The organism is Chitinophagales bacterium (assembly GCA_019694975.1).
Lineage (GTDB): Bacteria > Bacteroidota > Bacteroidia > Chitinophagales > UBA10324 > JACCZZ01.
Genome location: JAIBAY010000001.1, coordinates 721,655 through 745,752, shown reverse-complemented (window position 1 = coordinate 745,752; position 24,098 = coordinate 721,655). Strand labels below are relative to the sequence as shown.

The 24,098-nt window shown below is 47.5% G+C and carries 15 protein-coding genes; 5 read left to right on the top strand and 10 right to left on the bottom strand.

Annotation, left to right across the window (positions count from 1 at the left end):
- Positions 1-34: 34 nt before the first annotated feature.
- From K1X61_02890 to K1X61_02860, 7 genes are all read right to left on the bottom strand, one after another.
- Positions 35-1,270, bottom strand: a complete 1,236-nt coding sequence (locus K1X61_02890; GenBank protein ID MBX7107572.1) for an MFS transporter — start codon at positions 1,268-1,270, stop codon at positions 35-37.
- A gap of 441 nt (positions 1,271-1,711) precedes the next feature.
- Positions 1,712-2,950 carry a hypothetical protein gene (locus K1X61_02885; GenBank protein MBX7107571.1) on the bottom strand — a complete coding sequence of 413 codons (1,239 nt, stop codon included), beginning with the start codon at positions 2,948-2,950 and terminating at the stop codon, positions 1,712-1,714.
- 64 nt (positions 2,951-3,014) lie between these two features.
- Positions 3,015-4,148, bottom strand: a complete 1,134-nt coding sequence (gene solA, locus K1X61_02880; GenBank protein ID MBX7107570.1) for an N-methyl-L-tryptophan oxidase — start codon at positions 4,146-4,148, stop codon at positions 3,015-3,017.
- A gap of 382 nt (positions 4,149-4,530) precedes the next feature.
- Entirely contained in the window at positions 4,531-6,843 is a 2,313-nt protein-coding gene (locus tag K1X61_02875; GenBank protein MBX7107569.1) for a gliding motility-associated C-terminal domain-containing protein, read from the bottom strand.
- Positions 6,844-7,079: 236 nt separating this feature from the next.
- Positions 7,080-8,966 (bottom strand): aryl-sulfate sulfotransferase, encoded by a 1,887-nt coding sequence (locus tag K1X61_02870; protein ID MBX7107568.1) that lies wholly within the window; start codon positions 8,964-8,966, stop codon positions 7,080-7,082.
- Positions 8,967-9,114: 148 nt separating this feature from the next.
- A complete protein-coding gene (locus K1X61_02865; protein ID MBX7107567.1) occupies positions 9,115-10,008 on the bottom strand; it encodes a T9SS type A sorting domain-containing protein in 894 nt (297 codons plus the stop codon).
- Between the two features lie 204 nt (positions 10,009-10,212).
- Entirely contained in the window at positions 10,213-11,571 is a 1,359-nt protein-coding gene (locus K1X61_02860; protein ID MBX7107566.1) for an alginate export family protein, read from the bottom strand.
- A gap of 319 nt (positions 11,572-11,890) precedes the next feature.
- Here K1X61_02860 and dinB point away from each other — a divergent pair, with 319 nt between their 5' ends.
- The 4 genes from dinB (at position 11,891) to K1X61_02840 (ending at position 18,411) form a co-directional block, all read left to right on the top strand.
- Complete coding sequence (gene dinB / locus K1X61_02855; GenBank protein ID MBX7107565.1) at positions 11,891-13,129, top strand: DNA polymerase IV; 1,239 nt, start codon at positions 11,891-11,893, stop codon at positions 13,127-13,129.
- A 131-nt stretch (positions 13,130-13,260) separates the two neighbouring features.
- Entirely contained in the window at positions 13,261-17,037 is a 3,777-nt protein-coding gene (dnaE, locus tag K1X61_02850; GenBank protein ID MBX7107564.1) for a DNA polymerase III subunit alpha, read from the top strand.
- A 115-nt stretch (positions 17,038-17,152) separates the two neighbouring features.
- Positions 17,153-17,971, top strand: a complete 819-nt coding sequence (locus tag K1X61_02845) for a helix-turn-helix domain-containing protein (GenBank protein MBX7107563.1) — start codon at positions 17,153-17,155, stop codon at positions 17,969-17,971.
- 278 nt (positions 17,972-18,249) lie between these two features.
- Entirely contained in the window at positions 18,250-18,411 is a 162-nt protein-coding gene (locus K1X61_02840; protein ID MBX7107562.1) for a hypothetical protein, read from the top strand.
- A 463-nt stretch (positions 18,412-18,874) separates the two neighbouring features.
- Here K1X61_02840 and K1X61_02835 read toward each other — a convergent pair whose 3' ends face one another.
- Complete coding sequence (locus K1X61_02835) at positions 18,875-20,722, bottom strand: choice-of-anchor B family protein (GenBank protein MBX7107561.1); 1,848 nt, start codon at positions 20,720-20,722, stop codon at positions 18,875-18,877.
- 176 nt (positions 20,723-20,898) lie between these two features.
- Between K1X61_02835 and K1X61_02830 the strand changes: the two genes are divergently transcribed.
- Positions 20,899-21,711: a DUF4198 domain-containing protein gene (locus K1X61_02830; GenBank protein MBX7107560.1), complete on the top strand. Its 813-nt coding sequence runs from the start codon at positions 20,899-20,901 to the stop codon at positions 21,709-21,711.
- Positions 21,712-21,785: 74 nt separating this feature from the next.
- Here the strand turns inward: K1X61_02830 and K1X61_02825 are convergent, their stop codons facing one another.
- Both K1X61_02825 and rpoN read right to left on the bottom strand, forming a co-directional pair.
- Positions 21,786-22,394 carry a hypothetical protein gene (locus K1X61_02825; protein MBX7107559.1) on the bottom strand — a complete coding sequence of 203 codons (609 nt, stop codon included), beginning with the start codon at positions 22,392-22,394 and terminating at the stop codon, positions 21,786-21,788.
- A gap of 24 nt (positions 22,395-22,418) precedes the next feature.
- Positions 22,419-23,981, bottom strand: coding sequence for an RNA polymerase factor sigma-54 (rpoN, locus tag K1X61_02820; GenBank protein MBX7107558.1), 1,563 nt, complete (start codon positions 23,979-23,981; stop codon positions 22,419-22,421).
- Between the last annotated feature and the right edge of the window lie 117 nt (positions 23,982-24,098).

Genomic DNA, 24,098 nt, shown 5'->3' with positions numbered 1-24,098 from the left:
GATGGAAACAGTACCTGTTTCCGAGAGCTGTTGATCAGCTTTCACCTTCCTGTACCCTGGGCGGCTGATGACTCAGTTGTTTTTTCAGCCAGGCAAATCCTATGGCTATGGCCACACTGAGTATGCTGAGTGAATAAAAAGTTGCATCGAACCCAAAATGGTCTGCTATGCCGAGGCCGATAGGCGGCGCTGTCATCAGTGCGATGCCGAATGCGATGGAGTAGAGTGCGGCATACTGGCCCTGCCGTTCTTTCAATGGCTGCGACAAAGCATGATTCATCATAAACGGCATGGCAAATATCTCTGACAGGGAAAGGATGAGGATATAGATGACCGGCCAGATCAGCACACAATGTCCGGTGAGCAGCATGGCAAAAGCAACGGGTATGCACAACGTACCGCCGATGATGAAACGGAAAATATTTTTCTGCCGCTGCAGTGCAGTGATGAGCGGCATTTCTATCAATACTACCATCAGCCCGTTGATGGCCAGCAGCCAGCCAATGGTATCTTCTGAATAATGGCATTGCCTGCTGAAAAACTGTGGTATGGTGGCAATTATCTGGAAGAAGCAGATGCCATATAATGCAACGAGCAGGATGAAAAACAGGTATTTCCAGTCACGGTAAGCCGATGTGCCCGCATCATTTAATACCGTGCTGTTATGTGTTGTGTTAATGGCCTGCTGACGCGGAAGATATAACCATAACATCAGTGCCGCGGTGAGGCTTGTCATACTGTCGATGATGAAAAGCCACTTATATCCGAGGTGCAGCGCCACCATTCCGCCAATGGCCGGCCCGACGGTAAACCCCAGGTTGGCCGCCAGCCGCACCAGTGAAATGGAACGTGTACGGTTTTGTGCGTTGGTGAAGGAAGCGATGGCTGCAGCGTTGGCCGGCCGGAACATATCAGCCATGAAAGAATAACAGAAGATGATGGCCGCGATGGCAATCGCATTTGTAAAAAGCAACATCAGCAACAGAATGCAGGCGCTTCCCGTAAGGGACAGCATCATGATGTCGTGATAATTTTTACGGTCGGTCAGCCAGCCGCCGGCATAGCTGCCCAGGATGCTGCCGGCACCAAGAAAACTCATGATGATACCCGCATCGCTGATGCTGAAGTGCAGGTCGTTGGTGAGGTACAGGGAAGCAAAGAGCAATACCATCGATCCGCTCCTGTTGATAAACATGGCTATGGATAGCATCCAGATATTTTTCTGCAGGTTGCTGAAGGCCTGCCTGTATAGTGCGATAACCGGCATCATGGCAATTGCCGGTAAAAGTAAAATTTTGAATTGGTGAGTGTATGCAATGTCTGTGTATCAAATTATTGACATCTTGAATGAAAGGAAAGTAGTTTTTCCCTGTAGGATAAATATGCAGGCCATGAATTTCTGACATTGCCTCTCAATCACCACTGTTTTGAAATGCTCAGCATGATCTTAACTTTATGCATCCATCAAACACGAAACAATGCCCAATTGGCTCAGAACTTTATTGGCCGGATACGGCGCTTACAAATGGGGCGGCGGATGCTTCGGAACAGTTATCGTTTTCCTGTTCCTCTATTGGCTGCTTGGCCATGCTGGCTGCAATTAGCATCTTCCTGCTTCAGTAAAATCCTTGCGTGCAATAATTGCTGATCAAACAAAATCGACGTTGCGGATTTTCATCCGGTGACGATGCCTGTTGAATGAAATATTGTTTCAGAAAGGCGATGCATTCACCACCGTATCACCGATGGATTTCCACCAGTTTGGATTCGGCCCTTGCAGTGTAGCAAGTGCGCCATCACGTAGTTTGGCGGATAGTACATTCATGGTGAAGAAACGTTGCACAATATTCTGTACCCTGCTATCGCGAAGAAAGAGGCCGTGGTAATCGAGATGATCCACCGGTTCTGATAAGAGGCCTTTCTTAAAAATGATCAGCGTCTTCACGCTGTCTTTATACACGGTTGAACTTGGAACCGGCACCGTGCCGTCACCCTGCCCTGTTTTGACACAGCGTTTATCATCTATGATTACAAAGTTGCTGATCTTGCCTTCCTGTTTCCTTACCTGCAATTGTGTTACGGTATCATCACCCGAACCGGCCAGAATGATCATCCTCGTGCGCAGTTCTTCCGGCAGGTTATGGAGCTGAAACATTTTATTCCACCGGAAATCGGCCAGGTCTTTCAGCCGTGCCCTGAACAAGTCAGGATCATCGTCACCCACATTGGATTGCCATTGATTGAACTGCGTGAGTTCAATGTTCTTATTACCGTCTTCTGTTACAATGGAGCTGTCATACCACGGCAACAATTCAAAAATGGAAGGGTAGGTACGCACTACTTTACGGATATCTTCATTGCGGCCAAAGATGCTGTTGAGCAGGCTTTTCACTCCGCCATCTCCCTTAATCATGTGTATGAGAGCATAAGGTGATCCGCGAAAGGGCGGCGCAGTGATCACGGCTTTTGCAATGTCATTGTATTTGCCTTTCAGCTCGGCGAGGTAACACGAAAAAATCAGGCCGCCCATGCTGTGGGTAAGAAAGCGAAATCCATCACACGGATCACTTTTGTTGACTGCCAGTTTCTGTTTCAGGTATTGCGTGAATTCATATAACCGTTTTCCATTCACCACGCAGGAAAGACGCCAGTCATAACCGAACAGGTAGATCGGGCTGTTATCACCGTTTTCGCTGAGCTTGGCTGCCAGGTTCACCACCGACCGTTCATAAGGCAGGCGTGCCATGTGGTTTCGTTCAATCAGCGATTGCACATTCTCATCATACAAGGCATTCAGTTGCAGCCGCTCCGATATGTAAGGTCCGGTTACCTTGGTGGCGAGCGCAGTGCCAATGGTATCGTATGCATTCCATACTGTGGCAAAATCGAAAGTGTTGGCATTTGACAAAGCGGTTGCTTCAATGCCGGGAATCAGGATAATGGGTTGCATAAACTGATTTTTTACGTGAACCGAATATACTGAATATCCGTGGTTGCCTTTCTGCGACGGCCTTTCACGTGAAGTTTCTATTCAGCCGGAAAGGTGTCACATCAAAACTCAGCGGCTCTTCCATTGCCATTTCGCGCAATATTTTTCCGATGGCGCTGCTGAATTTAAAACCATGTCCCGAGCAGGCACTCACCAGGATGATGTTTTTATGATCAGGATGATAGTCAATGATAAAATGTTCATCCGGCGTATTGGTGTACATACAAGCCGTTGCATTGATGCAGGTGAGTGTTGCATTGAAATAATAATTCACCAGTTCGGTGATTGCCTGTATCTCTTTCGCATCAACATGCCGCTGAAGATCATCCGCCGTGGTGAGCTGCCCGCGGTGATGGATGGCGATCTTAATGCCATTACCAAGATCGGGAAATCCATAGAACATTTTACCTGCTTCATATTCCCGGATGAATACCGGAAAACGGCCGTGCTGAAACTGTGATGCCGCTGCTGCGTTGCAGGCGAACCAGAACAAAACCTGCCTTTTCACTTGCAAAGGCAGTTGCAGGGCAGGCAGCAAGTCAGTAATCCATGCGCCGTTGCTGATAATTACTTTGCGCGTCGTATAGGTCGATTGTGTGGTGTGAATGGTAACCACATCACCTTTACTTTCCAATGTAACCACCGGTTCATGGAAGTGAAAATCGACAAAGGGATTTGCCGACAACTGCAACTGTGCCCGGATACATTCTTCGGGAAACAACACGCCGGCATTTTTTTCCAGCAAGGCCACGGTGGAGGCATCTGTTTTCATTACAGGAAATTGCCGCTGTAGCTGTGCCTGATCAAGTAAGTCACAGGCAATGCCGAATTGTTGCGCACTGTGTGCCGCACCACTGAAAACTTTTTGGTCTTTATGCCCTAACATCAGTCCGCCGGTTTTTAAGAAAAGTTTTTTGCCGGATGCCGATGCAAGCTTATCCCATAAAACATAAGCCTGCTGCACAAGTGGCACATACAGCGGGTTTTCAAAATATGCTTCACGGATAATTCTTGTCTGACCATGTGATGAGCCGAAGGCATGCGGTGGTGTGAATTTATCCAGCACCAGAATTTTCAAACCTGAATCTGACAGGTGATAGGTTGCCGCGCTGCCCATGGCGCCTGCTCCGATTATGGCAATATCATAAGCAGGATTCATATTGATTCTTTACGGAGAGATTGATGCCGGCTATATACTGACTGACTGATGCAATTTATAAAAAATTCTATCATATGATCTTTCCGTAGTCACTTGTCAGCATGCATTTTCTCATCGGAACTAAATGCTGAAGGTTAAGTAAAACTGCACTGGTTAAAGTCTGGCGCAGGGCTTATCAGGAATGTTTCATCAATTGTTTTTATGCAGGAAGAATAAAATGCCACGCTTCGTTGTACGGTAACTTTACGTGAACATTTGCGTGAAGAATAGCGCTTAAATGCACTATGTAAATGAGCGGAAGAACCTCGTAAGCGTGTCGCAAAACCGGAAGGATGATAATGCAGAAAGCCAAATGGTATTTCCAGGCATGCATTATTAAAAATCAGCGAAGCAAAATCACGCTGCCTGATTTGTTCACCGTGGTGCCATCCAGGAATGTTGCAGTGATATGATACATGTAAATACCGGTCTCTGCTTCTGCGCCTTTATTCTTTCCGTTCCAGCCGGGCTGCTGATCGGTTGCCGCATATTCAAGCTTTCCCCAACGGTTGAAGATCTGCATCTCAAAGCGCTGAACATTTAACAGATGCGGCAGAAAAAAATCGTTCAGGCCATCACCGTTCGGCGTGAACACATTGGGTACGGCCAGCAGGTCAGGTGATTCTTCAATCATAACACTGTCTGTAATGATGCAACCGTTTGCGTCTTTCACTTCCACATAATAAGTTCCTGCAGGCAGGCCATTGGCCATTGATGAAAACTGTGGTGGCTCAGAATTCCATACAAATTCATAAGGAACATCACCACCGGTTACTGTTGCTGTTGCCGTGGCATCGCCGGACTGCCATTGAGATAATGGCGTGGAGGTGGTAACGACTGCCATCAAAGCAGGTTCGGTAATTTCAAACGATACCGTGTCTTTGCATCCGTTGGCATCGGTACAATAAACAGTATAACTTCCCGGCAGGAGATTTTCCATGAAGCTGGTATCGGCGGCAGATGCAATTCCCCAATTGTAGTGATAAGGAGCTGTTCCTGATAAGGGAATGATGAGTGCTGTGGCATCGGCAGCACCGTTGCAGGTAATGCCAATCAGGCTGAAGGTGTCAGTTAAGGCCGCATGCACTGTGAGGCTGGTGATGAAAATGGTGTCGCAGGCAATGGCGGAGGAGATGGTATCGGTGTAGATGCCGGTTGTATTCACGAAAATGCCGGATGGCAACTGGTAACTCTCGCCATCACAAATAGATGCTGAAATGTTTTGTATGATGGCCGGCAGCACGGAAAGATCAGTGATCAATATGCTGTCGCAACCTGTTGACGCGGTAAGTGTGTCATGATAAATGCCACTAACGCTCACCGTATTGCCGGATGGTAACAAATAGCTGTCGCCATTGCATACGCTCACCACCATTGTTTGCGTAGTAACCGGTAAAACCGTGAGCGTGGTAATGATGATGCTGTCGCAACCGGTGGATGTAGAAAGGGTGTCATGATAAATGCCGGCAAGCGCAGTACTGGAGCCATCCGGTAAAATATAGCTGCCGCCCGGACAGATGGCTGCCGCAATATTTTGATTGGTGACGGGATTGACCGTTAATGTGGTCGTGATAATCACACTGTCGCAGCCATTGCTTGCATACAGCGTATCCTTATAGATGCCTGAAACAGTTATTGTATTTCCACCGGGCAGCAGGTAGCTGTCTCCATCGCAGATAGCAGCTGTTACAGATAGCAGCGTTGGCGGGTAAACGATACCTGTTTCAATCGTGCTGTCAACGATGCATCCAACGGATGACTTCACAAATACGGTATGAAACCCTGCTGCCATATTCGGGAAAAAGGAACTGCTCTGATAATTAATACCGTCAACAGAATATTGAAGGTTAGCATTGCTGGCATAGATGGTGATGCTGCCATCGGCAATGGCATTGCAGGTGGCAGGTGTCACCGTCACGCTGTCGATGGCGATGGGATCGATGGCAACGGTTTCAACAAGGTATTGCGGCGATCCGACCGCCACGCCGTCGTAGGTTGCATTACCCTGCACATTGACCAGGTCATTATCAAATTTATAATAAGCGAGCAAGCCCGCTTGTGTAGCCGGTGACGGCAGGTCCAGCATGTTGGCTTTTATCTCTGAAGCACTGCGGCAAACGTTCCAGATACGCACTTCATCCAGCTTGCCGATGAATTGCTCTGACTGACTTGTGCTTTGCGCGCCGATGGCGGTTTGCAGATTATTCTGACACAGATTGCCGGTGAAAGGCAGTTCAATCACAAGGCAGCCATCCACATAATAGCGTACAAAGCTGCCATCGTATGTTCCTGCAATATGATACCACTGATTCACCACCAGTGCAAACGGATTCGTCATCTGCATGAATTGCGTCGGCCCGCTGTTACCGCTCACATAGGTAGTCAGCTCAAAGGTCAATGGCCGCAGCAGGTAGTTGACGTTGAAAGGATTCGTGTGCTTGCTCACTACATCATTGCCACCGGAATTTCCGCTCCATTTAATCAGCGCTTCCACGGTTATCTGGTTGCCTGATACATCAAGATCGCCCACTTTAACAAAGTTGGTTGCTGAAGGGAGGTCAAGCACCTGTGCGGCGCCGTTGGTGGCAATAAGCAAGGCAATGGAAAGGAAATGGAATTTCAGGCAATGTGCAAAATGCCTCCGTGTTAAAATCATATTGCCGATGTAAGCTGTTGTCAGGGTAAAAAATCCGCGCGAAGGTAAATAATTCTTCCCTGTTTCACAGGAAGCTTCACGACCGGTATAGCATGAATGACAACTGTTTAAGAGGGAGATAATAAAAAGGTGCCCTACTGCCGGACTTTAGCGTAAAATTATTGCGGCGAAGCAGGATGCTCTGTTCCCGCTTCGCCGCAATCAGTAGAATAATCGGTTAATTCAACTGCTAAGCCTTACTCAATTACCAGCCGCTGCTCCAGTTTCATTTTTCCTGCCACCATATCAAGCACATATATTCCTTCATGCAATGCAGTAAGATCAAGTGAAAGGGTGTTCAGTCCGGCATGTAGTTTTTCAGTGGTGGTAAAGACCTTTTGGCCGAGCAGGTTCACTACGGAGATGGTTACCTTTCCGGCAGCAGGAATATTTGCTGTTACGGCAATCAACCCGTTTCCGGGATTCGGATAAACCTGCAACTGATTCCTGTCAGCTTTCACATCAGCAATACCAACATTAGGATCCCATGCTGTCTTATACAGCCGGTAGGTGTATTCGGTAGAGTCTTTAAAGCGGAATTCCCAAAGAATATTTCCGTTCGCATCAATTTCCCCTCCGTTAGGTAATCCCTGCTTGTCAGGCAATCCATAACCGATAAGTGTGTTGCCGTTGGCAAAACGTTGTACACTTCCCTGGTTGCGGGTGTACATGTTAAATCCATTCACCTGCGGATGCGTATAGTACCATACACAGTTGGCGGTAAGGTTGGTTTCGTCCAGTATATATTCTTTTGGCTGCGAACGCTGATTGGGAGAAGGTTGCGAATTGCCGTTATCAAACATCAGGATATGACCGTTGGCAATGCGCTGCACATTATGTGCATGGCTGAAGCCTCCATTGGGATCATTGGAAGTGATGATTACATTGTTATCAATGTCGGTGGACTTAAGCCCCTTCCACTGCCAGAGAATACTTCCGTTGCTGACCTTCACTTTCACGATCCTGTCCATGTTGCGTAAAGAGACGATAAGATTGCCGTCGTTATCTTTGAAAAAGGCATTGATATGCCATGGGTCAACTGTTGTAGTGCCCAAGCTGATATCAGGCGTTGCATCGGATGGCAGAAAATGTTCATCTGTTCTCCACTCAAAAGTTACGTTGCCGTTGCCATCCACTGCCTGAATCCATGATACATTCACCGTGCAGGAACTGCTTCCTCCCGGATACTGTGATAAGTCCCATCCCGCCTGCCAGTCATAGATACAGAACCACTTCGATCCGTCGGGAAAAAATAACTGCTCATGCTGACTGGGTGCCAGCCCGTTTTTGCAATGCACTACATCAGTAATGTTATAAGACGAATCCATTACGATGATTCCGGTATCTACATTGGCATCCAGCCGGAGTGCCGTTAGGTCGCCATTGAGGTTGACATGAAAATTTGAACCATCGGAAGTGGAGGCACGGTAGAAGACAGAGTCTGCATCGGAAGTCATGATACCATAACCGATGCCTGATGAAGAAGTGGGTGATGCGCCGCTGTTTCTGTGAAAAAACAATTCACCGGGGGCAAGTGCCGCGCTGTTGTTGGTGAGAATATTGATAAAATCAAAAGTGTTGTCGCGGGTCGTTGCATTATTATGCGGAACATAAATGGACTCACGTGGTTCGCTTAGCAGATAACCGCCATCATCGTGTGTAGCGAGATATTCTTCTAATTGTTGTTGTTGCGTTGCCGTCATCTGCTTGCGGATGGAAAAGCTGAAGGTTGTTCCTGTTAGCGATTCACCGGAAAGGGTTTTCAACCCGTCCAGCACGGTTACATCAACCGTTTCACCATATTTAAATGGCAGCGATGGTGTAATGCAAACGGTTTTGCCGTCGGTGGAAAGCACCACATTGGCGGCTATTATTCCGCTTTCAGAACCGCTCAGGATGATCTTGTCGGCTGACACGGATGATGCATTCATCAGTGCGCCATTGCGCAAAATCATGTGCGCATCGCGGAAGTTATTGATGGAACCGTTCTTCGGAGAGATGTATTCAAATTGTGCATTGGCAGCACCGGTAGAGAAGATCAGGAGTGCCAGTAGCGTCAGCAGTCGGGAGGTAAGGTTGCTCAAAGTGTTTGAAGTTTTGTTTTTATGCTGCCTGAAGCATTATTTGCTTATTGCAGGAGCGGTGATGAATTGAATGATAAAAAAAATTTCAGATGAGATGATTGATGGGAATATCCTGTGTGGCATAGCTTACGGAGTCTATCTTCTTAAGCTATCGCCTGATCCATTTTGCAGTATAGGAACCTGCTTCGGAAACCAGTTGAATAAAGTAAGTGCCCGGTGCAAAATGCGTGAAGTCAAAGGGCAGTTCTTTTTGCAGCGATGCCGTGTTCACTTTCGTGGCATACACTTCTCTGCCTAATGCATCTTTCACCGTAATTTCAGTATTTCCCTTTAAAGGCTCCTGCAGTTTCAGCACAACATTGCCTTTGGATGGATTGGGATAAACCACCATGTCTTTTGCTTTCGATAGCTGATGAATGTTGACCGGCAGCCCGCTTCCGGTATCGCAGGCCGCAATCTTTACACCCGGCGATTGTTCATAAGCATAATCTTTAATTACGATGTTGGGAACGGTGCCATTGGTATTCACATCGAGCCTGACCCAGCCGTAATAGAAGTCAGTACCATCATTAAACCGTAGGCCGAGCGCACGGTCGCTTTGATTATTCCAGATATAGGAAACGGCGCCTGCCGTCTGAAAGGCAAAATTTACATTGATAAATCCATAGAACGACGGACCAAACGGAATACTGTCGCCACAATCATCTTTAAAGGCGAACGGAACGTATTCTATGGTATAGGAATGAATGAGGTTACTGGGATTGGAACCCGCATCAATCTTTTCATTGAATGAAAAATTGGTACCCAAAGGAGCTTTCAGGTTCATCGTTACCTTAAATTCTACATGACCGTCATTATTCATGTCGATGCCATAGGTAGTAACTTCAGGATAAGATGAGGGAACGCTGCCCCCTAATTCCACATCAGGATTGATATCGGTGTAAATGATCTGGCCCTGCGCGGCAAATGATGAAGCAATAATGGAACCGGCCAGCAACGAATAACCTTTCAATTTATCAGTGAGGGTAACGTATTTGTTCATGAGATGAATTTTAATGTGTGCAAATTAAAGCATCTTGTATGAATAACAAAAATGAATGTTCGGATGCAAATACATGCACTGTCGCTGTTGCATGGCAGCGGAATCCATACATGAAGTGCAATGGGTTACCATGGCTGCAGACCAGCCGGGCAGGTTAACTCAGCAGGAAAATCACAAAGCCGGCAGCATAACCTGCATGGCTGTTTATGATTTCAGGAAGAAGGTTGGCTTGAAGGTGAGCATTACATAAAACCAGGCGCCGGTTACTGTTGGGCTTCCAATCTGCGAGAAAGTGGCCGTTTTCACAAATTCAAGTGAACGGGTGGGGAAGAATAAACAGAAGCCTGTATTCAGGTTCACTTCTTTGCTGAGTTCCCTGGTTACAATTATATCCAGTTCAGATCCGAGGAATTTATCAAGCGCCTCTCCGGGGTTTTCCACATCTTCCACATTGTTCTGCAAATGGAAACGGTGAAACTCACCGTTAAAGTCCCACTTCTTATAGGTGTACTTGGCATTAAGGTATGCATCTACCAGTCCTGCATTACGCGTTCCCTGCGGCAGGTTAAAGAAGATATCCATTTTGCCATAGAAACGGTGTGCTGCTCCATACTGGAAATTGAACATGTTGGTAGTGCCGCCTTCGGATGAATCCCGCAAGGCATCGCTTCCTGATAAGTAATCAATACCAATGCCGGCCCTGAAACTGCTCGTTACCTGCAGCCATGGATTTACAGAAAACATATAAGCCTTAACGGTTTGAAAAGAATCGGGTACGATGTTACCGCTCTGATTGATGGCCCTCGTTTTTCCGCTTTGCCCGTATGCTTCCAGGTTGATGCCCCATTTATGATGATCGAAGCTGGTATTTACACCATAGGTGTAGCGCATGTAAACGCCGGTTGTATCCGGAGTCTGATAGCCATCACCCATGGCCATTAAGGTAGCACTGTATTTATAATTGCTGTCAACTTTCGATTTATTGAGCCAGATAAAATCGAGGGTTTTGGGATTGTTGAGGTTATAGAAGGTTCCAAAATAGTTGTTGACCTGTTGATTGTAAGAACCCGCAACATCCATTTTCCATCCCTGGCCCAGGTTGACTTTAAGTGTGGCGGCATCATAGGCCCGGCCTATTTGAATCCAGGCGCCATCGGTAAGCATTCGTTTATTGTCGTAAGCAAATTCCTGGCGGCCGACTTTCAACCCAACATGCTTGGTGAAATTATACTGCCCCCATGCTTCATGCATGCCGAAGGAAGGGACATCGGATACCAGCACTTCATCACCCCATATTCTCGCATCCTGTATGCTGATGTATGCATTGAACCGTTCGCTGTTGAAGCCTGCATTGAGGCGGGTGCGCTGCGTTACCAGTATCTGTGGCGTACTGCTGGTATCCGGCGGAAAACGATAACCATACTGTACTTCAAACCGCGGTCGGATCTCGGCGCCGATAAATGCAGTCTGCGCTACGGCAGGTTGGCTAATTGAGATCATCAGCAACAGGAAGAGAACGGGCAGCATCAGAAGGTTATGTTTGCCGGAGAGAGTGATTTTCATGCTGGATTTATTTGATGAAGTGGATATTGAATGCATTTTGCTATGAATGATTGAAACCGCAGTTCGTGCCGGGTATAAGGCGAACTGTTTTTTAACCGCCACGAAAGTAATTAGAAAAGAATATTTCTGAAAAAATAGCCCTGTATTGTATTTGTCAGTGACGGGTGAATGACGGCAGCCCTGCGGCTGACCGCCTTTTTACCGGTGATATACACAGCATGCTTTCCGGCAACAATTTTTCTTTTTGCTGTAAATTATTTTTTCCGTTTCTGAAACTATTGATTAAATTACAATCCTTCACTTTGATTGTAATGTAGTCATGGTTATTGCTCCCGATAAAACGATTGTACACCTGGATCTCGATTGCTTTTTTGTAGCAGTGTCGAGGCTGATGAATCCTGCCCTCAATGGCAAGCCTGTGCTGATAGGTGGCAGCAGCGACCGTGGGGTGGTGGCGGCCTGTAGTTACGAAGCCCGCAGGTATGGTATTCATTCCGCCATGCCTGTCAAACTTGCCAAACGGCTGTGCCCCGAAGCATTGATCGTGCATGGCGATTATGAGATGTACACCAGGAAATCGGACGAGGTAACGGAAATTATCCGCGACAATGTGCCGCTGTATGAAAAGGCATCGGTGGATGAGTTTTATATCGACCTCACGGGCATGGATAAGTTTTTCGGTTGTTACAAATGGGCCACGGAGCTGTGGCAGAAGGTGCGCAAGGAAACAGGGCTGCCGAGTTCCTTTGGCTTATCAGTGAATAAGACGGTTTCCAAGGTGGCAACGGATGATGTAAAACCCAATGGCAGTAAGAAGGTGGATCGCGGCACGGAGAAGACCTACCTGGCGCCGATGAGTGTCAGCAAGATTCCGATGGTGGGAGAGAAAACCTACCACGTGCTGCGGCAGATGGGCGTGGAAAAAATTCATACGCTGCAACAGATGCCCGTGGAACTGATGCGCGATGTGCTGGGGGAGAATGGTATCACCATCTGGCAGAAGGCGAATGGCATTGATGATACGCCGGTGATTCCCTACAGCGAACGCAAATCCATTTCATCGGAAGAAACCTTCGACCAGGATACTATTGATGTAACAAAACTGAAATCACTGCTCGTCACCATGACGGAAAAGCTGGCGTTGCAGCTGCGCAGCGAGACGAGGCTCTCCTCCTGCATCACCGTGAAGATCCGTTATTCAAATTTTGATACGCATACCATGCAGTGCCGCATCCCTTACACCAATTGCGATCATCACCTGATACCAAGGGTAAAGGAATTGTTCGACAAGCTCTACAACCGCCGCATGCTGATCCGGCTGGTGGGAGTCCGGTGCAGCCACCTTGTAGGCGGCGGTTACCAGATCAACCTGTTTGAAGATTCCCCGGAGATGATCCGCCTTTACCAGGCCATGGATAATATGCGCCGCCGTTACGGCGATCATGCCGTGCAGCGTGCCACGGGCCTGGGATTCCGCCTGCGCGATTTTAACCCGTTTAACGGCATCCGCAAAAACGTGGCGGCAGGCATACAAAATAAAAGTGTAGCCATGACCTGAGCGCCACCGTTACCCGGCCCAGCCGGTGACGGTGCGCGTAAGGTCTGAGCAAGGTGCTGCAAAGGATGGTAAAACACAGATGAAAAGGAAACAGGCCCCGCAGGGGTTGCAAAAATTTGCCGTTGAACCGGATGAAAAAAACTGCCGGCATCCCGGGGTTGAAACGGATCTGCCTGCCGGGCTGCATCCTGTATTGCTTTAATAATTGCCACATGTACCTGAACTGCCATACCTATTACAGCTTCAAATACGGGACGATGAGTCCGGAAAGCCTGCTGAAAGAAGCAACAGAGAAAGGTGTGCGCAAACTGGCAGTAACCGACATCAACAATACTTCCGCCATCCTCGATATGCACCGCCTTGCAGGCAGATGCGGCATACAACCCGTTGCAGGCATTGATTTCAGAAGGGGCGCTCAGCAGCAGTTCATTGGCATTGCCAGGAATCACCATGGCTTTTTTGAATTAAACACCTTTCTGTCGAAGTGCCTGAGCGAAGGCGAGACAGGCCTCACCGGTAAAGCAGCGCAGGTGCCGGATCGCGCCCCCGCTTTTACGGACGCCTTTATCATTTATCCTTATGCATCCGTTCGTAACGGAGTAAATTCCGGGAACCTTATCCGGAGTGAGGTTGCCCTTACGGCATCCGGCCTTCATCCACATGAATTCATCGGTATTAAACCGTCCGACATCAACCACCTGCGTTTTTCTTCCTGGAAAAATCATCCGGGAAAACTGGTGCTGCTGGCACCGGTCACGTTGCGCAACAAAGTTGATTTTAACATGCACCGGCTGCTCCGGGCAATGGACAACAATACCGTGCTCAGTAAATTGCCGGTGAGCGAACAGGCGCCTGCCGATGAAATCATGATGCATGAAGCGGAGCTGTGTTTGTTGTACAAAGATTTTCCTGCCGTCATTTATAATACCAGGAAGCTGCTCGATGAATGTGAAACCATCGATTTCGGATTTGGCAAAAACAAAAACAGGAAATATTTCACCGGATCCGAATCGGCCGACCGTGTCTTGCTGCATCAGTTATGTGAAGAGGGCATGCATTACCGTTATCCCGTTTCCGGCGACAGCATCCGTGAAAGATTTAAAAAGGAGATTGACCTGATCAGCAGTCAGCAGTTCACGGCTTATTTCCTCATCAACCATGATATTGTCCGTTTTGCACGCAGCAAAAATTTTTTCTACGTGGGAAGGGGAAGCGGCGCCAACTCCATGGTGGCTTACCTGCTCAACATCACCGATGTTGACCCGATTGAACTTGATCTTTACTTCGAACGCTTTATCAATGCTTCCCGGAAGAACCCGCCTGATTTTGATATCGATTTCTCTTCCGATGAACGTGATGAGGTGATCGGCTACATTTTCTCAAAATATGGAAATGACCACACCGCCCTGCTTGGTACCTACAGTACATTTCAGGCAGATGCCGTAGTGCGTGAGCTGGGAAAAGTGTTTGGCCTGCCGAAAGCGGAAATTGATGCGCTGCAGAATCCCCGCCTGTTTCCGCCGGCTAAAGACCACATCACACAACTGATCTATCAGTATGCCCGGCTCCTCCACGATTTTCCCGCTCACCTCAGCATTCATGCCGGAGGCATCCTCATTTCCGAAGCACCGGTCACCTGTTATACGGCGCTCAGCAATCCACCGAAAGGATTTCCGCTTACACAGTTCAGCATGCTGGAGGCAGAGGATGTGGGTTTGTATAAGTTTGATATCCTCAGCCAGCGCGGGCTTGGCAAGATGCGCGATGCCGTAGACCTTGTTGCACAAAATCAACAGATCCGCATTGATATTCATGATGTGAAACGGTTTATGCATGATGAGGCCGTGCGGGAGAACCTGAAAAATGCCCGGCTGATGGGATGCTTTTATGTGGAGTCGCCCGCCATGCGGATGTTGCTTACCAAACTGCGCGCATCCACCTATCTCGACCTCGTGGCGGCCAGCTCCATCATTCGTCCCGGCGTGGCACAGTCGGGCATGATGCAGGAATATATCCGCCGCTTTCATGATCCCGGTCACGGAAAGAAGGATGCCATCCCTGCCATGTGGGAACTGATGGAAGACACCTTTGGCGTGATGGTTTACCAGGAAGATGTGATCAAGGTAGCCCATCATTTCGGCAAGCTCACTCTCGCCGAAGCCGATAAACTACGGAGGGGAATGGGAGGAAAGTACCGGGGCAGGCAGGAATTCCTGGAAGTGAAGGAGCAGTTTTTTGCGAACTGCCGCAGGGAAGGACACAGCGAACAACTGATCAGTGATGTGTGGTTCCAGATGGAAACATTCGGAGGATATGCCTTCGCGAAAGGCCACTCGGCCTCGTATGCCGTGGAAAGCTATCAGTGTATGTTTCTCAAAACCCATTACCCGCTTGAATTTATGGTGGCCGTAATCAACAATGGCGGCGGATTTTTCAGAACCGAATACTATATCCATGAAGCGCGCATGTGTGGTGCAACCGTGCATGCGCCCGACATCAACAGGAGTACGCAGCTCACGGCCATTTACGGAACCGATATATACCTGGGGCTGTCGCTGGTGGCCGACCTCGAAAGAAAGCTGCAGGACGACATCGTCGCCGAACGAAACAGGAAGGGCCCGTTTTCTTCGCTCGAAAATTTTATGCGGCGTGTTGCTGTTGCTGTTGATCAGCTCCGCATCCTCATCCGTATCGGCGCTTTCCGCTTTACCGGCCGCACAAAGCAGCAACTGCTCTGGGATATTCATACCATTCTCGGGCAGCATAAAAAAACAGTGGCCCGTATGGAACTGTTTGAAGGAGAAAACAAAAAGTTCGCCTTACCCGAGCTGACGCAGGATGCCTTCACCGATCCGCGCGATGAGCAGGAGATACTGGGTTTCCCGTTGTGTTCGCCTTTTGAGCTGATACAGCTCCCGGCCGCCACCCATGATGCGCACAAGGCCACGGATGACCTGCTGCTTGCTGCCGATCTGAAAAACCACAAAAACAAAATCGTGGAAATCACCGGTTATTATGTTACGTATAAACCAACGCGTACAAAGAAGGGTGATGCCATGATGTTCGGCTGTTTCCTCGACCGCAACGGATGCTTCTTCGATACCAACCATTTTCCCGAAGCAACCAGAAAATTTCCCTTCCGCGGCAAAGGGTGCTATCGTATCAAAGGCAAAGTAGCGGAGGAGTTTGGATTCTATTCCATCAACGTGCTGGAGATGTATAAGCTGGATTACCTGATGTATGAAGAAGACGCCGAAGCAAAGGCGAGGTCAAGGCCTGATCCGGTGGTGCAGCCTGTAGTGGTGCCTGCATCGAAAGAATACCAATACCTGCTGGCCATCCAGCTGCCGCCACACATCAGGCATGAGGTGGAGTTACTGAAGAAAAAATTTCACCGCCATTTCGATCACTGCCAGGCCGTGGTATCAAAGCCTCACCTTCAACTCTGCACCTTCCGGGCAAGCGGAACGAAAGAACCAGGGCTGATCAAAATGGTGTCGGCTGTTGCGGCACGCCATACCAGCTTCCGGATATCCTTAAAAAATTTTAACACCGTTTCATCTCATACCATATACCTTGAACTGCAGGACACCGGTGAGCTGCTGAACGTAATGGATGGTTTGAAGCATGCATTGCAGCTTTCACCGAAAGAATCAAGGTTCTTTTCAAAATCCTGCCTTGCCATCGCGCGCGGGCTGGATAAGGAGAAATTCAGGCAGGCATCGGCTGTTTTTTGTGAACAGGAATATGCCGCTTCCTTTATGGCTGCCAATATGGTGCTGCTGAAAAGAGAGGCATCGCAGCAGTTTGCAAAGTATGAAGAGGTGATGGAGTTTAACTTTGAGGCGGCTGGCGCAAAGAAGAAACAACCAATGCAGAGAATGGATCTGGCGGCCCGGAGCCGTTAATAAAACACCACATCCATTGCAGGATGAAAAAGATAAACATCAGCTATCCTTAATTTCGAAAAACAAGTTCGGCGGCAACATACGCCAGCTGTCAGAAAACAAAAATCAGTTAACTATGGTCTTCAGTTCAAATGTAAAACTGCTGCGCACACGCCGCAACAAAACACAGGACATCGTGGCACGCGAGCTCGGCATGAGCCGCTCCACACTCAACAGCTATGAGAATGGCAGCGTCAAAAATCCTACACTCGATGCACTCATGGGATTTTCCAGGTATTATAAAGTATCAATTGACACGCTGGTAAAGATGGATCTTGCCAGGCTATCCGCCTTTCAGCTGTCGGAGCTTGAACGCGGGCATGATGTGTACATCACCGGCAGTAAGCTGCGTGTGCTGGCAACTACCGTGGACAGCAACAACCATGAAAATATTGAAGCGGTAAACGTGAAGGCCAAAGCCGGTTACCGCAACGGCTATGCAGATCCTGATTTTATCAAAAGGCTGCCTACGTTTCAGCTGCCGATCCTGTACAACGACCGCAAGTACCGCATGTTCCAGATTGACGGCGATTCCATGCTGCCCATTCCCGATCAAAGCTGGGTAATCGGCGAGTATGTGGAAAACTGGCACGACATAAAAAACGGCCACGCCTATATCCTCCTCACACAGGAAGATGGTATCGTCTTTAAAAATGTATTTAACCAGCTCAGGAAGAAGAAAAAACTGGAACTGCATTCACTCAATACACAATACAAACCGTATGAGCTGGATGTGGCGGAGGTGAAGGAAGTCTGGAAATTCTGCAATTATATCAGCAGCGAAATTCCGGAACCGGTGCGACATAAAGATGAGTTACTGGGTATGGTGGAGAAGATGGAAGAAGAGCTGATGATCATTAAGAATGCGTTGAAGCTGGAAGCAACGGCGGGATAAAACTGCTGAGCAAACAATATAACCGGAAACGCAGAAGCGGATCAGTTACCTGCAATCAAAGCCAATCTTGACAGGCATCATGATGCAGTGATCTTTTTTCCACCATTGCTGGTCCCGGCCTCCTGCCAGTTTGGGTAAGACCAACTACGGCATCAAATATATTTCAAAGACAAACAGAAAAAACCAAACAGTATGGAGTTGAAAAGCATATTGACCAACTTATTCTAAAAGCTAACTGAAAACGATTTCCAAATTTTGAATTGGATGTTTTTCAAATTATGCCCAGCCATGTATATGGAATTATTGCATTGATGGATTCCGTTGGGGTGCGGTTCATCCGTGCCCCTTCCCAAATCGAAGAAGGGCAACCGCAATGGATTGCCCCGACGGGTGTCGGATTGAAGAATGTAACCGTTGGTGATATTGCCGGCGCATATTAATCAATGGTTTCAAATGCATGTTTGGTTATCTGCAAATCAATGAATGAAATGATGGGCAAATTATGGCAACGTAATTATTACGAACACATCATCCGCAATGAACAATCCTGTATTACCATTGCAGCATACAATATCAGCAATCCGGAAAAATGGAACGAGGATATTTTTTTCAATAAATAAATCAGCGCCCCAATAAATAATCTTCATCCATGCTTGCGCGAACATTGCCACGGTTGCGGGCCTAATCAAGGCCTTGAGGGATGGATAGACCAATAACTTGTAAATGGCAGACCAACATGGTCAGGAATCCACAATGAATTCCTGACTTTCAATTTAAGGCAATGACTCACAGGCTGATGCATCAGCGAATTAAAAAGGGCAGCAGCAAATCAAAAAATCTATACTATTTGCGATTGACCACTGACTATTGACTACTGACTATTGACAATGGACCATCTCCTCCTCAATGCTGCTCTTTAACCAGCTTACGCATGATTATCCGGTCGCCCGCCTGCAATACACAAACATACAATCCCGCATTGAAGCCGGAAGCATCCACCTGCAGAACCTGCGGCCCTGCATCAACGTACTGATCACTGATCATTTTTATCCTTCTGCCCGCCGCATCATATACCGATAACATCACAGAAGCCGGTGTTTCGAGTGTAAACGAAACCTCAAACTGATCCGTGAAAGGATTTGGATAAACAATCATCTCTTCACCTGTTAAATGTGATACGGTAGTTTCACCGGTAATCCTGCATCCTGAACCTGTAGTATTGAAGGTGAAAAAGGGTGAAAAGGTAGTATTGCCACCGGCGGTGCATTTTGCCTTTACTTTAAACTTATAACTGGTACAGGCTGAAAGTCCTGATAGCGGCAATGAATTAGTTGTGGAAGTAAGTGTCTGCGAAACACCGGTATTATTATTTTTCAGCGTAATGGTATACTTGCTCGCGTATTCATCGCTCCAGTGCAAGGTGGCTGTACCGGCCGCAACATTATCGACAGAGAGGTTGGTGGGCACAACGCATTGCGGGATGGTTGTTTTTTTCAACGTGGTATTCAGCACTGTCACCGTACCGTTGACGAGTGAAACACCGGAGATTGTTTTGGTATAATAACCGGACTTCGATAGTTGAACACTGTATGTTCCCGCCGTTGCATAACCTGTTTTGTAGTTGCCCGACAGGTCGGTGGTGGTAGATGTATTGGATGCGTTTACAATGGAAACCGTGACACCATTCAGGCTGGCTCCTCCTGTGTAGTCAGTGACTTTTCCGGAGAGGAAGCAAGCCTTCACATAATTGACGCCTAAAACAAACAATCCTTGTTCAATGTCCGCTGCAAGGATATTGCCGGATGGCAGATAGGGATATGCTTCCCAGCAACCGTTGTAGCCATTGCCCGACATCGGTGAAGTGTCGTAGTTGCCTACTTTGATAAGATTGGTTGGATCACTGGCATCCGTGATCACCACACCGTCCCTGTAGTACGCTGTCACCAGGAAATTACCTTTCACATGCACATTGTGTGCTATGCTGTTAGTGCCCGGATTGGCCTGAAAACGGTCTGTCTCGCTGATGTTGGATAAATTGGAAACATTGTAAGCCGTTACATAGGAGTTAGTGACTTCGTCGGTGGTGAAAAGGTATTTGCCATTATTGGATAATGCGGTGTTGTGTGTGAAATTTCCGGGTGTTGACTGTGAAGTAAGAATAACCGGTGAGGTCTTGTTCGCTACATTCACTACCTTAAACTGGCCGCTGTAAATCTGCGCAGTCCACATGGTGTCATGCCGTACAAAACAATCATGCACATAACCATTTGTATACGATCCCAGGTAGGTAGGGTTCATCGGGTTACTGTTGAGATTCAGAAATAATACACCGCCTGCGCCGACATTGGAGCCATTGATATAGGCAATGCCGTTATCATCAATAAATAACGTATGCCCCGTAGATAATCCTAACGATCCTCCGGTCCAGTTAACGGAAGTGACAGCATTGGGAAGGTTATTCAAATCGACAATCAGCAGGCCGCCGCCGGATTCATTCACCACATAAGCATAGTGGCTCCAGGTTTTTACTTCATGCCAGTACGAATTGCTGGTGGAAACGAACTGCACCTGCACCGGATTGGTCGGCACCGTTACATCAACTATGGATAGCCCGTTGTAAGCGCCAACGAGTGCATATTCTTTTCCATTGCCATCCGCATAACCCCAAAGGCTGCCAAGGTCGTTGGAGTAAGTTAGTTTACCGAGCAAACTCATGTTTTGCTGCGCGAAGAGGGTGGAGGTACAGAGCATTAAAAGCAGAAGTAGGTGGCAGTTTCTGTTCATGGTAGCATGAAGTTTTTCGGTGAGGATTATACTTATTGTAGCGAAATATGTTGCAGCGAAAGTAAATGAAATAAAAAGAGACAGCATGCCATCTGTGAAGAGAGCATCGTATTTTTCGTTTTTTCTCACTTAACTCACCCGCTATGATACGGCGTTCTTTGCCCTTGATGTTTACTTTGCTGCTGCTGGCAGCCTGCCTGTTTTCACATCATTATATTTTAGTGCCCCAGCAATTCATCTTTCAGCGCGGTGATTCACTGATTGTTCGGCTGATGGTAGGTGAGCCGTTCGACTTTGAATTCGAACGGGAATTGCAGCATGGCATGACGCCGCATTTCATGCTCTATTCAGGTGTTGATTCAACCAACCTGCTGCCATTGGCTGCCGATAGTGCTAAGCCTGTTCTACGGTCAACCACAAATTTTACAGGTCTGGCACTGATTGAGATGCAGCGCAATGCATCCACAATAGAACAGCAGCCGGGCGCATTTGCAAAATACCTTGCAGAAGAAAAAATTACTACGGTACGCTTCGACAGCAGTAAATGGAAGAAAAACGCAGTGAAGGAAAACTATTCACGCTGTATTAAATCACTCATCACTTCCGGCAAACCGGGTAATGAAAACCTTTACCATAAAATTGTAGGACAACGGCTGGAGATACTGCTCATGAGTAATCCGTACCTGATGGAACCCAATCAGCGCATGGTTGTAAAAGTTTTGTGGGAAGGAAAGCCATTACCGGATCAATGGGTCAGTGCAGCCTACAAAGCGGAGGATGGATCCGTGAAGGAAATTTCAGTGTTAACGGACAATAAGGGAATGGCCGGATTTACCTTGTCATTAAACACCATATATTATCTGCACACTGTTTACATGCTCCGGCTGAAGGATAATCCTGCTGCTGACTACGAAAGTGTGTGGGCGAGCTACAGTTTTCAGACTTCGGCAAAATGACAGCCAATTGGTTTGTAACAGGCCAGTTGCGAAAAAATGGAAGCATCATTCAGCTTCGATAAGGATACAGTGTTTTAATAAAATTTAAGCGCCACGAGCTGACTCATCACACCGATAAAAAAACCCAATGAAACTTCATTGATGTCATGCGCACCAAGCAACAAACGGCTGCTGCCAACTATGCCGGCCAGCATGGCTATTGCTATCAGTAAAAAACTGTAATCAGCCTGTGAGAGCAGGCACATGGCAAAAGTGAGTATGAAGAGGCAGGCCATTGCGGCGGCGTGAATACTTACCTTTCTGAATATCGTGATCAGGAAACAGGCAAACAAGGTGATGGTGGCACCGAGAATGACGATGCTGAGGATCTCGGGCAATCCTGATTTGCGGAAGACAACATAGGTCCAGATATACATCGCCCCGCTTGTTATGTAAGGCACCAGGCGCTCCTGTTGTGTTTCCATGTAAAGGGATTTGACGAAACCGAGCCGCCAGATAAGCAGGATGGCGATAGCCGGGAAAAGAAACGTGTTGATGAAGACGGTAAGCAGAATCTTGCTGAGCGCTTCATCATTATAATTCGAAAACAACAACGGGTTGGTCCAGCAAATCAGGAGGAATGCATATGTGGGCAGGATGAGCGGGTGAAAAAAAAATGAAAGGAGCCTGGCAGAAAGTTGCACGGATTGGTGGGTGACAGTGAGTAATTATAGTTCTTTCCTGAGACGGGCAACCGGTATCTCCAGTTGTTCGCGGTATTTTGCGACGGTACGGCGTGCGATATTATAACCTTTTTCTTTCAGCAACTCAGTTAGTTTTTCATCCGACAGTGGTTTCTTCTTGTTTTCCACCGAAATCATATCTAGTAAAATTTTTTTCACTTCGCGCGTGGAAACTTCTTCGCCGCTGTCAGTGGAAAGTGATTCGGAAAAAAATGATTTCAGCCGTAAGGTGCCCCATTCGGTCTGCACGTATTTGCTGTTGGCAACACGCGACACCGTGGAGATATCCAAACCGGTTGTTTCCGCAATATCTTTAAGAATCATCGGCCGTAATTTCGTTTCGTCACCGCTTATAAGGTAATCATACTGATATTCCATGATGGCATTCATGGTGAGCAGCAAGGTCTGCTGGCGCTGACGGATGGCATCAATAAACCATTTCGCCGAATCAATCTTCTGTTTGATGAACATCACTGCATCTCTTTGCTGCCGGTCTTTCTTATTGCCTTTCTGGTAATCGCGCAGCATATCGCGGAAATGCTGGCTGATGCGTAACTCCGGAACATTCATCTGGTTAAGCGAAAGTTCGAGCACGCCTTCATTGTTGATGATAAAGAAATCCGGGATGATAATCTTTTCCAGGTCGCCGGCGCCGGTGTACGCACTGCCGGGCTTTGGGTTGAGATGTATGATCGTATTAATAACCTGCCTGAACAACTCATCATCCACATCAAGCTGCTTCTGCAGTTTCTCGTAATGTTTTTTTACAAATTCATCAAAGTGATCTTTAATGACACGAAAGGCCAGTTCCCGCACCTGCTGATTGCTGATCTTACGACCTAATTGAAGCAAGAGACATTCCTGCAAGTCCCTGGCGCCTGTGCCGGGAGGATCAAATTGCTGAATGATTTTTAATATCTCCGACAGTTCCTTTTCCGTGCAGGTCACATTTTGTGAAAAGGCAAGATCATCCACCATTGCGTCGAGCGGCCGGCGAAGATAACCGTCGTCATCAATACTTCCGATGATGTATTCACCGAGTCCGTGATGATGTTCATCCAGCTCTTCCATGCTCAGCTGCTCTTCCAGGTATTCATGAAAACTTCTGAAAACAGGAATAGGCAAAACGCGTTTATCATCCTGTTCCGGATAGTTGTCATCACGCAGCCTGTAGTCTGCGATATCATCATCTTCTGTATAATCGCTGAGATCGGGTTCATCGTCCACAGTCATTTCTTCTTCTTTCTCTGCTTCTGTTTCCGTGCTGCCTGTCTCTTCTTCGGCGGTCACTTCATTTTCTGTTTCCTGCTGTTCTTCTTCCTTATCCGTGTCCTCAGCGGTTTCAGTATCTTCCTCACTTTGTTCATTATCCCGTTCATCTTCTGTTCGTTCATCTTCCTGTCCTTCTTCCAGTGCAGGATTCGCCTCCAGTTCTTCCTTAATACGTTCTTCCAAAGAGTCAGTCGGCACCTGCAGCAGCTTGATCAACTGTATCTGCTGCGGCGACAGCTTCTGCAACATCTTCTGGAATTGTCCTTGCTTGAGCATGCGTAAAATCTGCTGTTAAACGGTGGTAAAGATATAGTGTATTCAACGTTCTCGTTGTGTTTTTATGCGCTGAGGGTACAGAAATTAATGGTTAATTTCGCCCACTTGCCAAGGAAG

What these genes read in the sequence shown, in the direction of transcription:
- K1X61_02875 (MBX7107569.1), bottom strand. Translation starts at nt 6,843, where the DNA reads ATGATTTTAACACGGAGGCATTTTGCACATTGCCTGAAATTCCATTTC.
- dinB (MBX7107565.1), top strand. Translation starts at nt 11,891, where the DNA reads ATGGTTATTGCTCCCGATAAAACGATTGTACACCTGGATCTCGATTGC.
- K1X61_02840 (MBX7107562.1), top strand. Translation starts at nt 18,250, where the DNA reads ATGCCCAGCCATGTATATGGAATTATTGCATTGATGGATTCCGTTGGG.
- K1X61_02835 (MBX7107561.1), bottom strand. Translation starts at nt 20,722, where the DNA reads ATGCTCTGTACCTCCACCCTCTTCGCGCAGCAAAACATGAGTTTGCTC.
- dnaE (MBX7107564.1), top strand. Translation starts at nt 13,261, where the DNA reads ATGAAAAAAACTGCCGGCATCCCGGGGTTGAAACGGATCTGCCTGCCG.
- rpoN (MBX7107558.1), bottom strand. Translation starts at nt 23,981, where the DNA reads ATGCTCAAGCAAGGACAATTCCAGAAGATGTTGCAGAAGCTGTCGCCG.
- K1X61_02845 (MBX7107563.1), top strand. Translation starts at nt 17,153, where the DNA reads ATGGTCTTCAGTTCAAATGTAAAACTGCTGCGCACACGCCGCAACAAA.
- K1X61_02885 (MBX7107571.1), bottom strand. Translation starts at nt 2,950, where the DNA reads ATGCAACCCATTATCCTGATTCCCGGCATTGAAGCAACCGCTTTGTCA.
- solA (MBX7107570.1), bottom strand. Translation starts at nt 4,148, where the DNA reads ATGAATCCTGCTTATGATATTGCCATAATCGGAGCAGGCGCCATGGGC.
- K1X61_02890 (MBX7107572.1), bottom strand. Translation starts at nt 1,270, where the DNA reads ATGATGCCGGTTATCGCACTATACAGGCAGGCCTTCAGCAACCTGCAG.
- K1X61_02865 (MBX7107567.1), bottom strand. Translation starts at nt 10,008, where the DNA reads ATGAACAAATACGTTACCCTCACTGATAAATTGAAAGGTTATTCGTTG.
- K1X61_02860 (MBX7107566.1), bottom strand. Translation starts at nt 11,571, where the DNA reads ATGAAAATCACTCTCTCCGGCAAACATAACCTTCTGATGCTGCCCGTT.
- K1X61_02830 (MBX7107560.1), top strand. Translation starts at nt 20,899, where the DNA reads ATGATACGGCGTTCTTTGCCCTTGATGTTTACTTTGCTGCTGCTGGCA.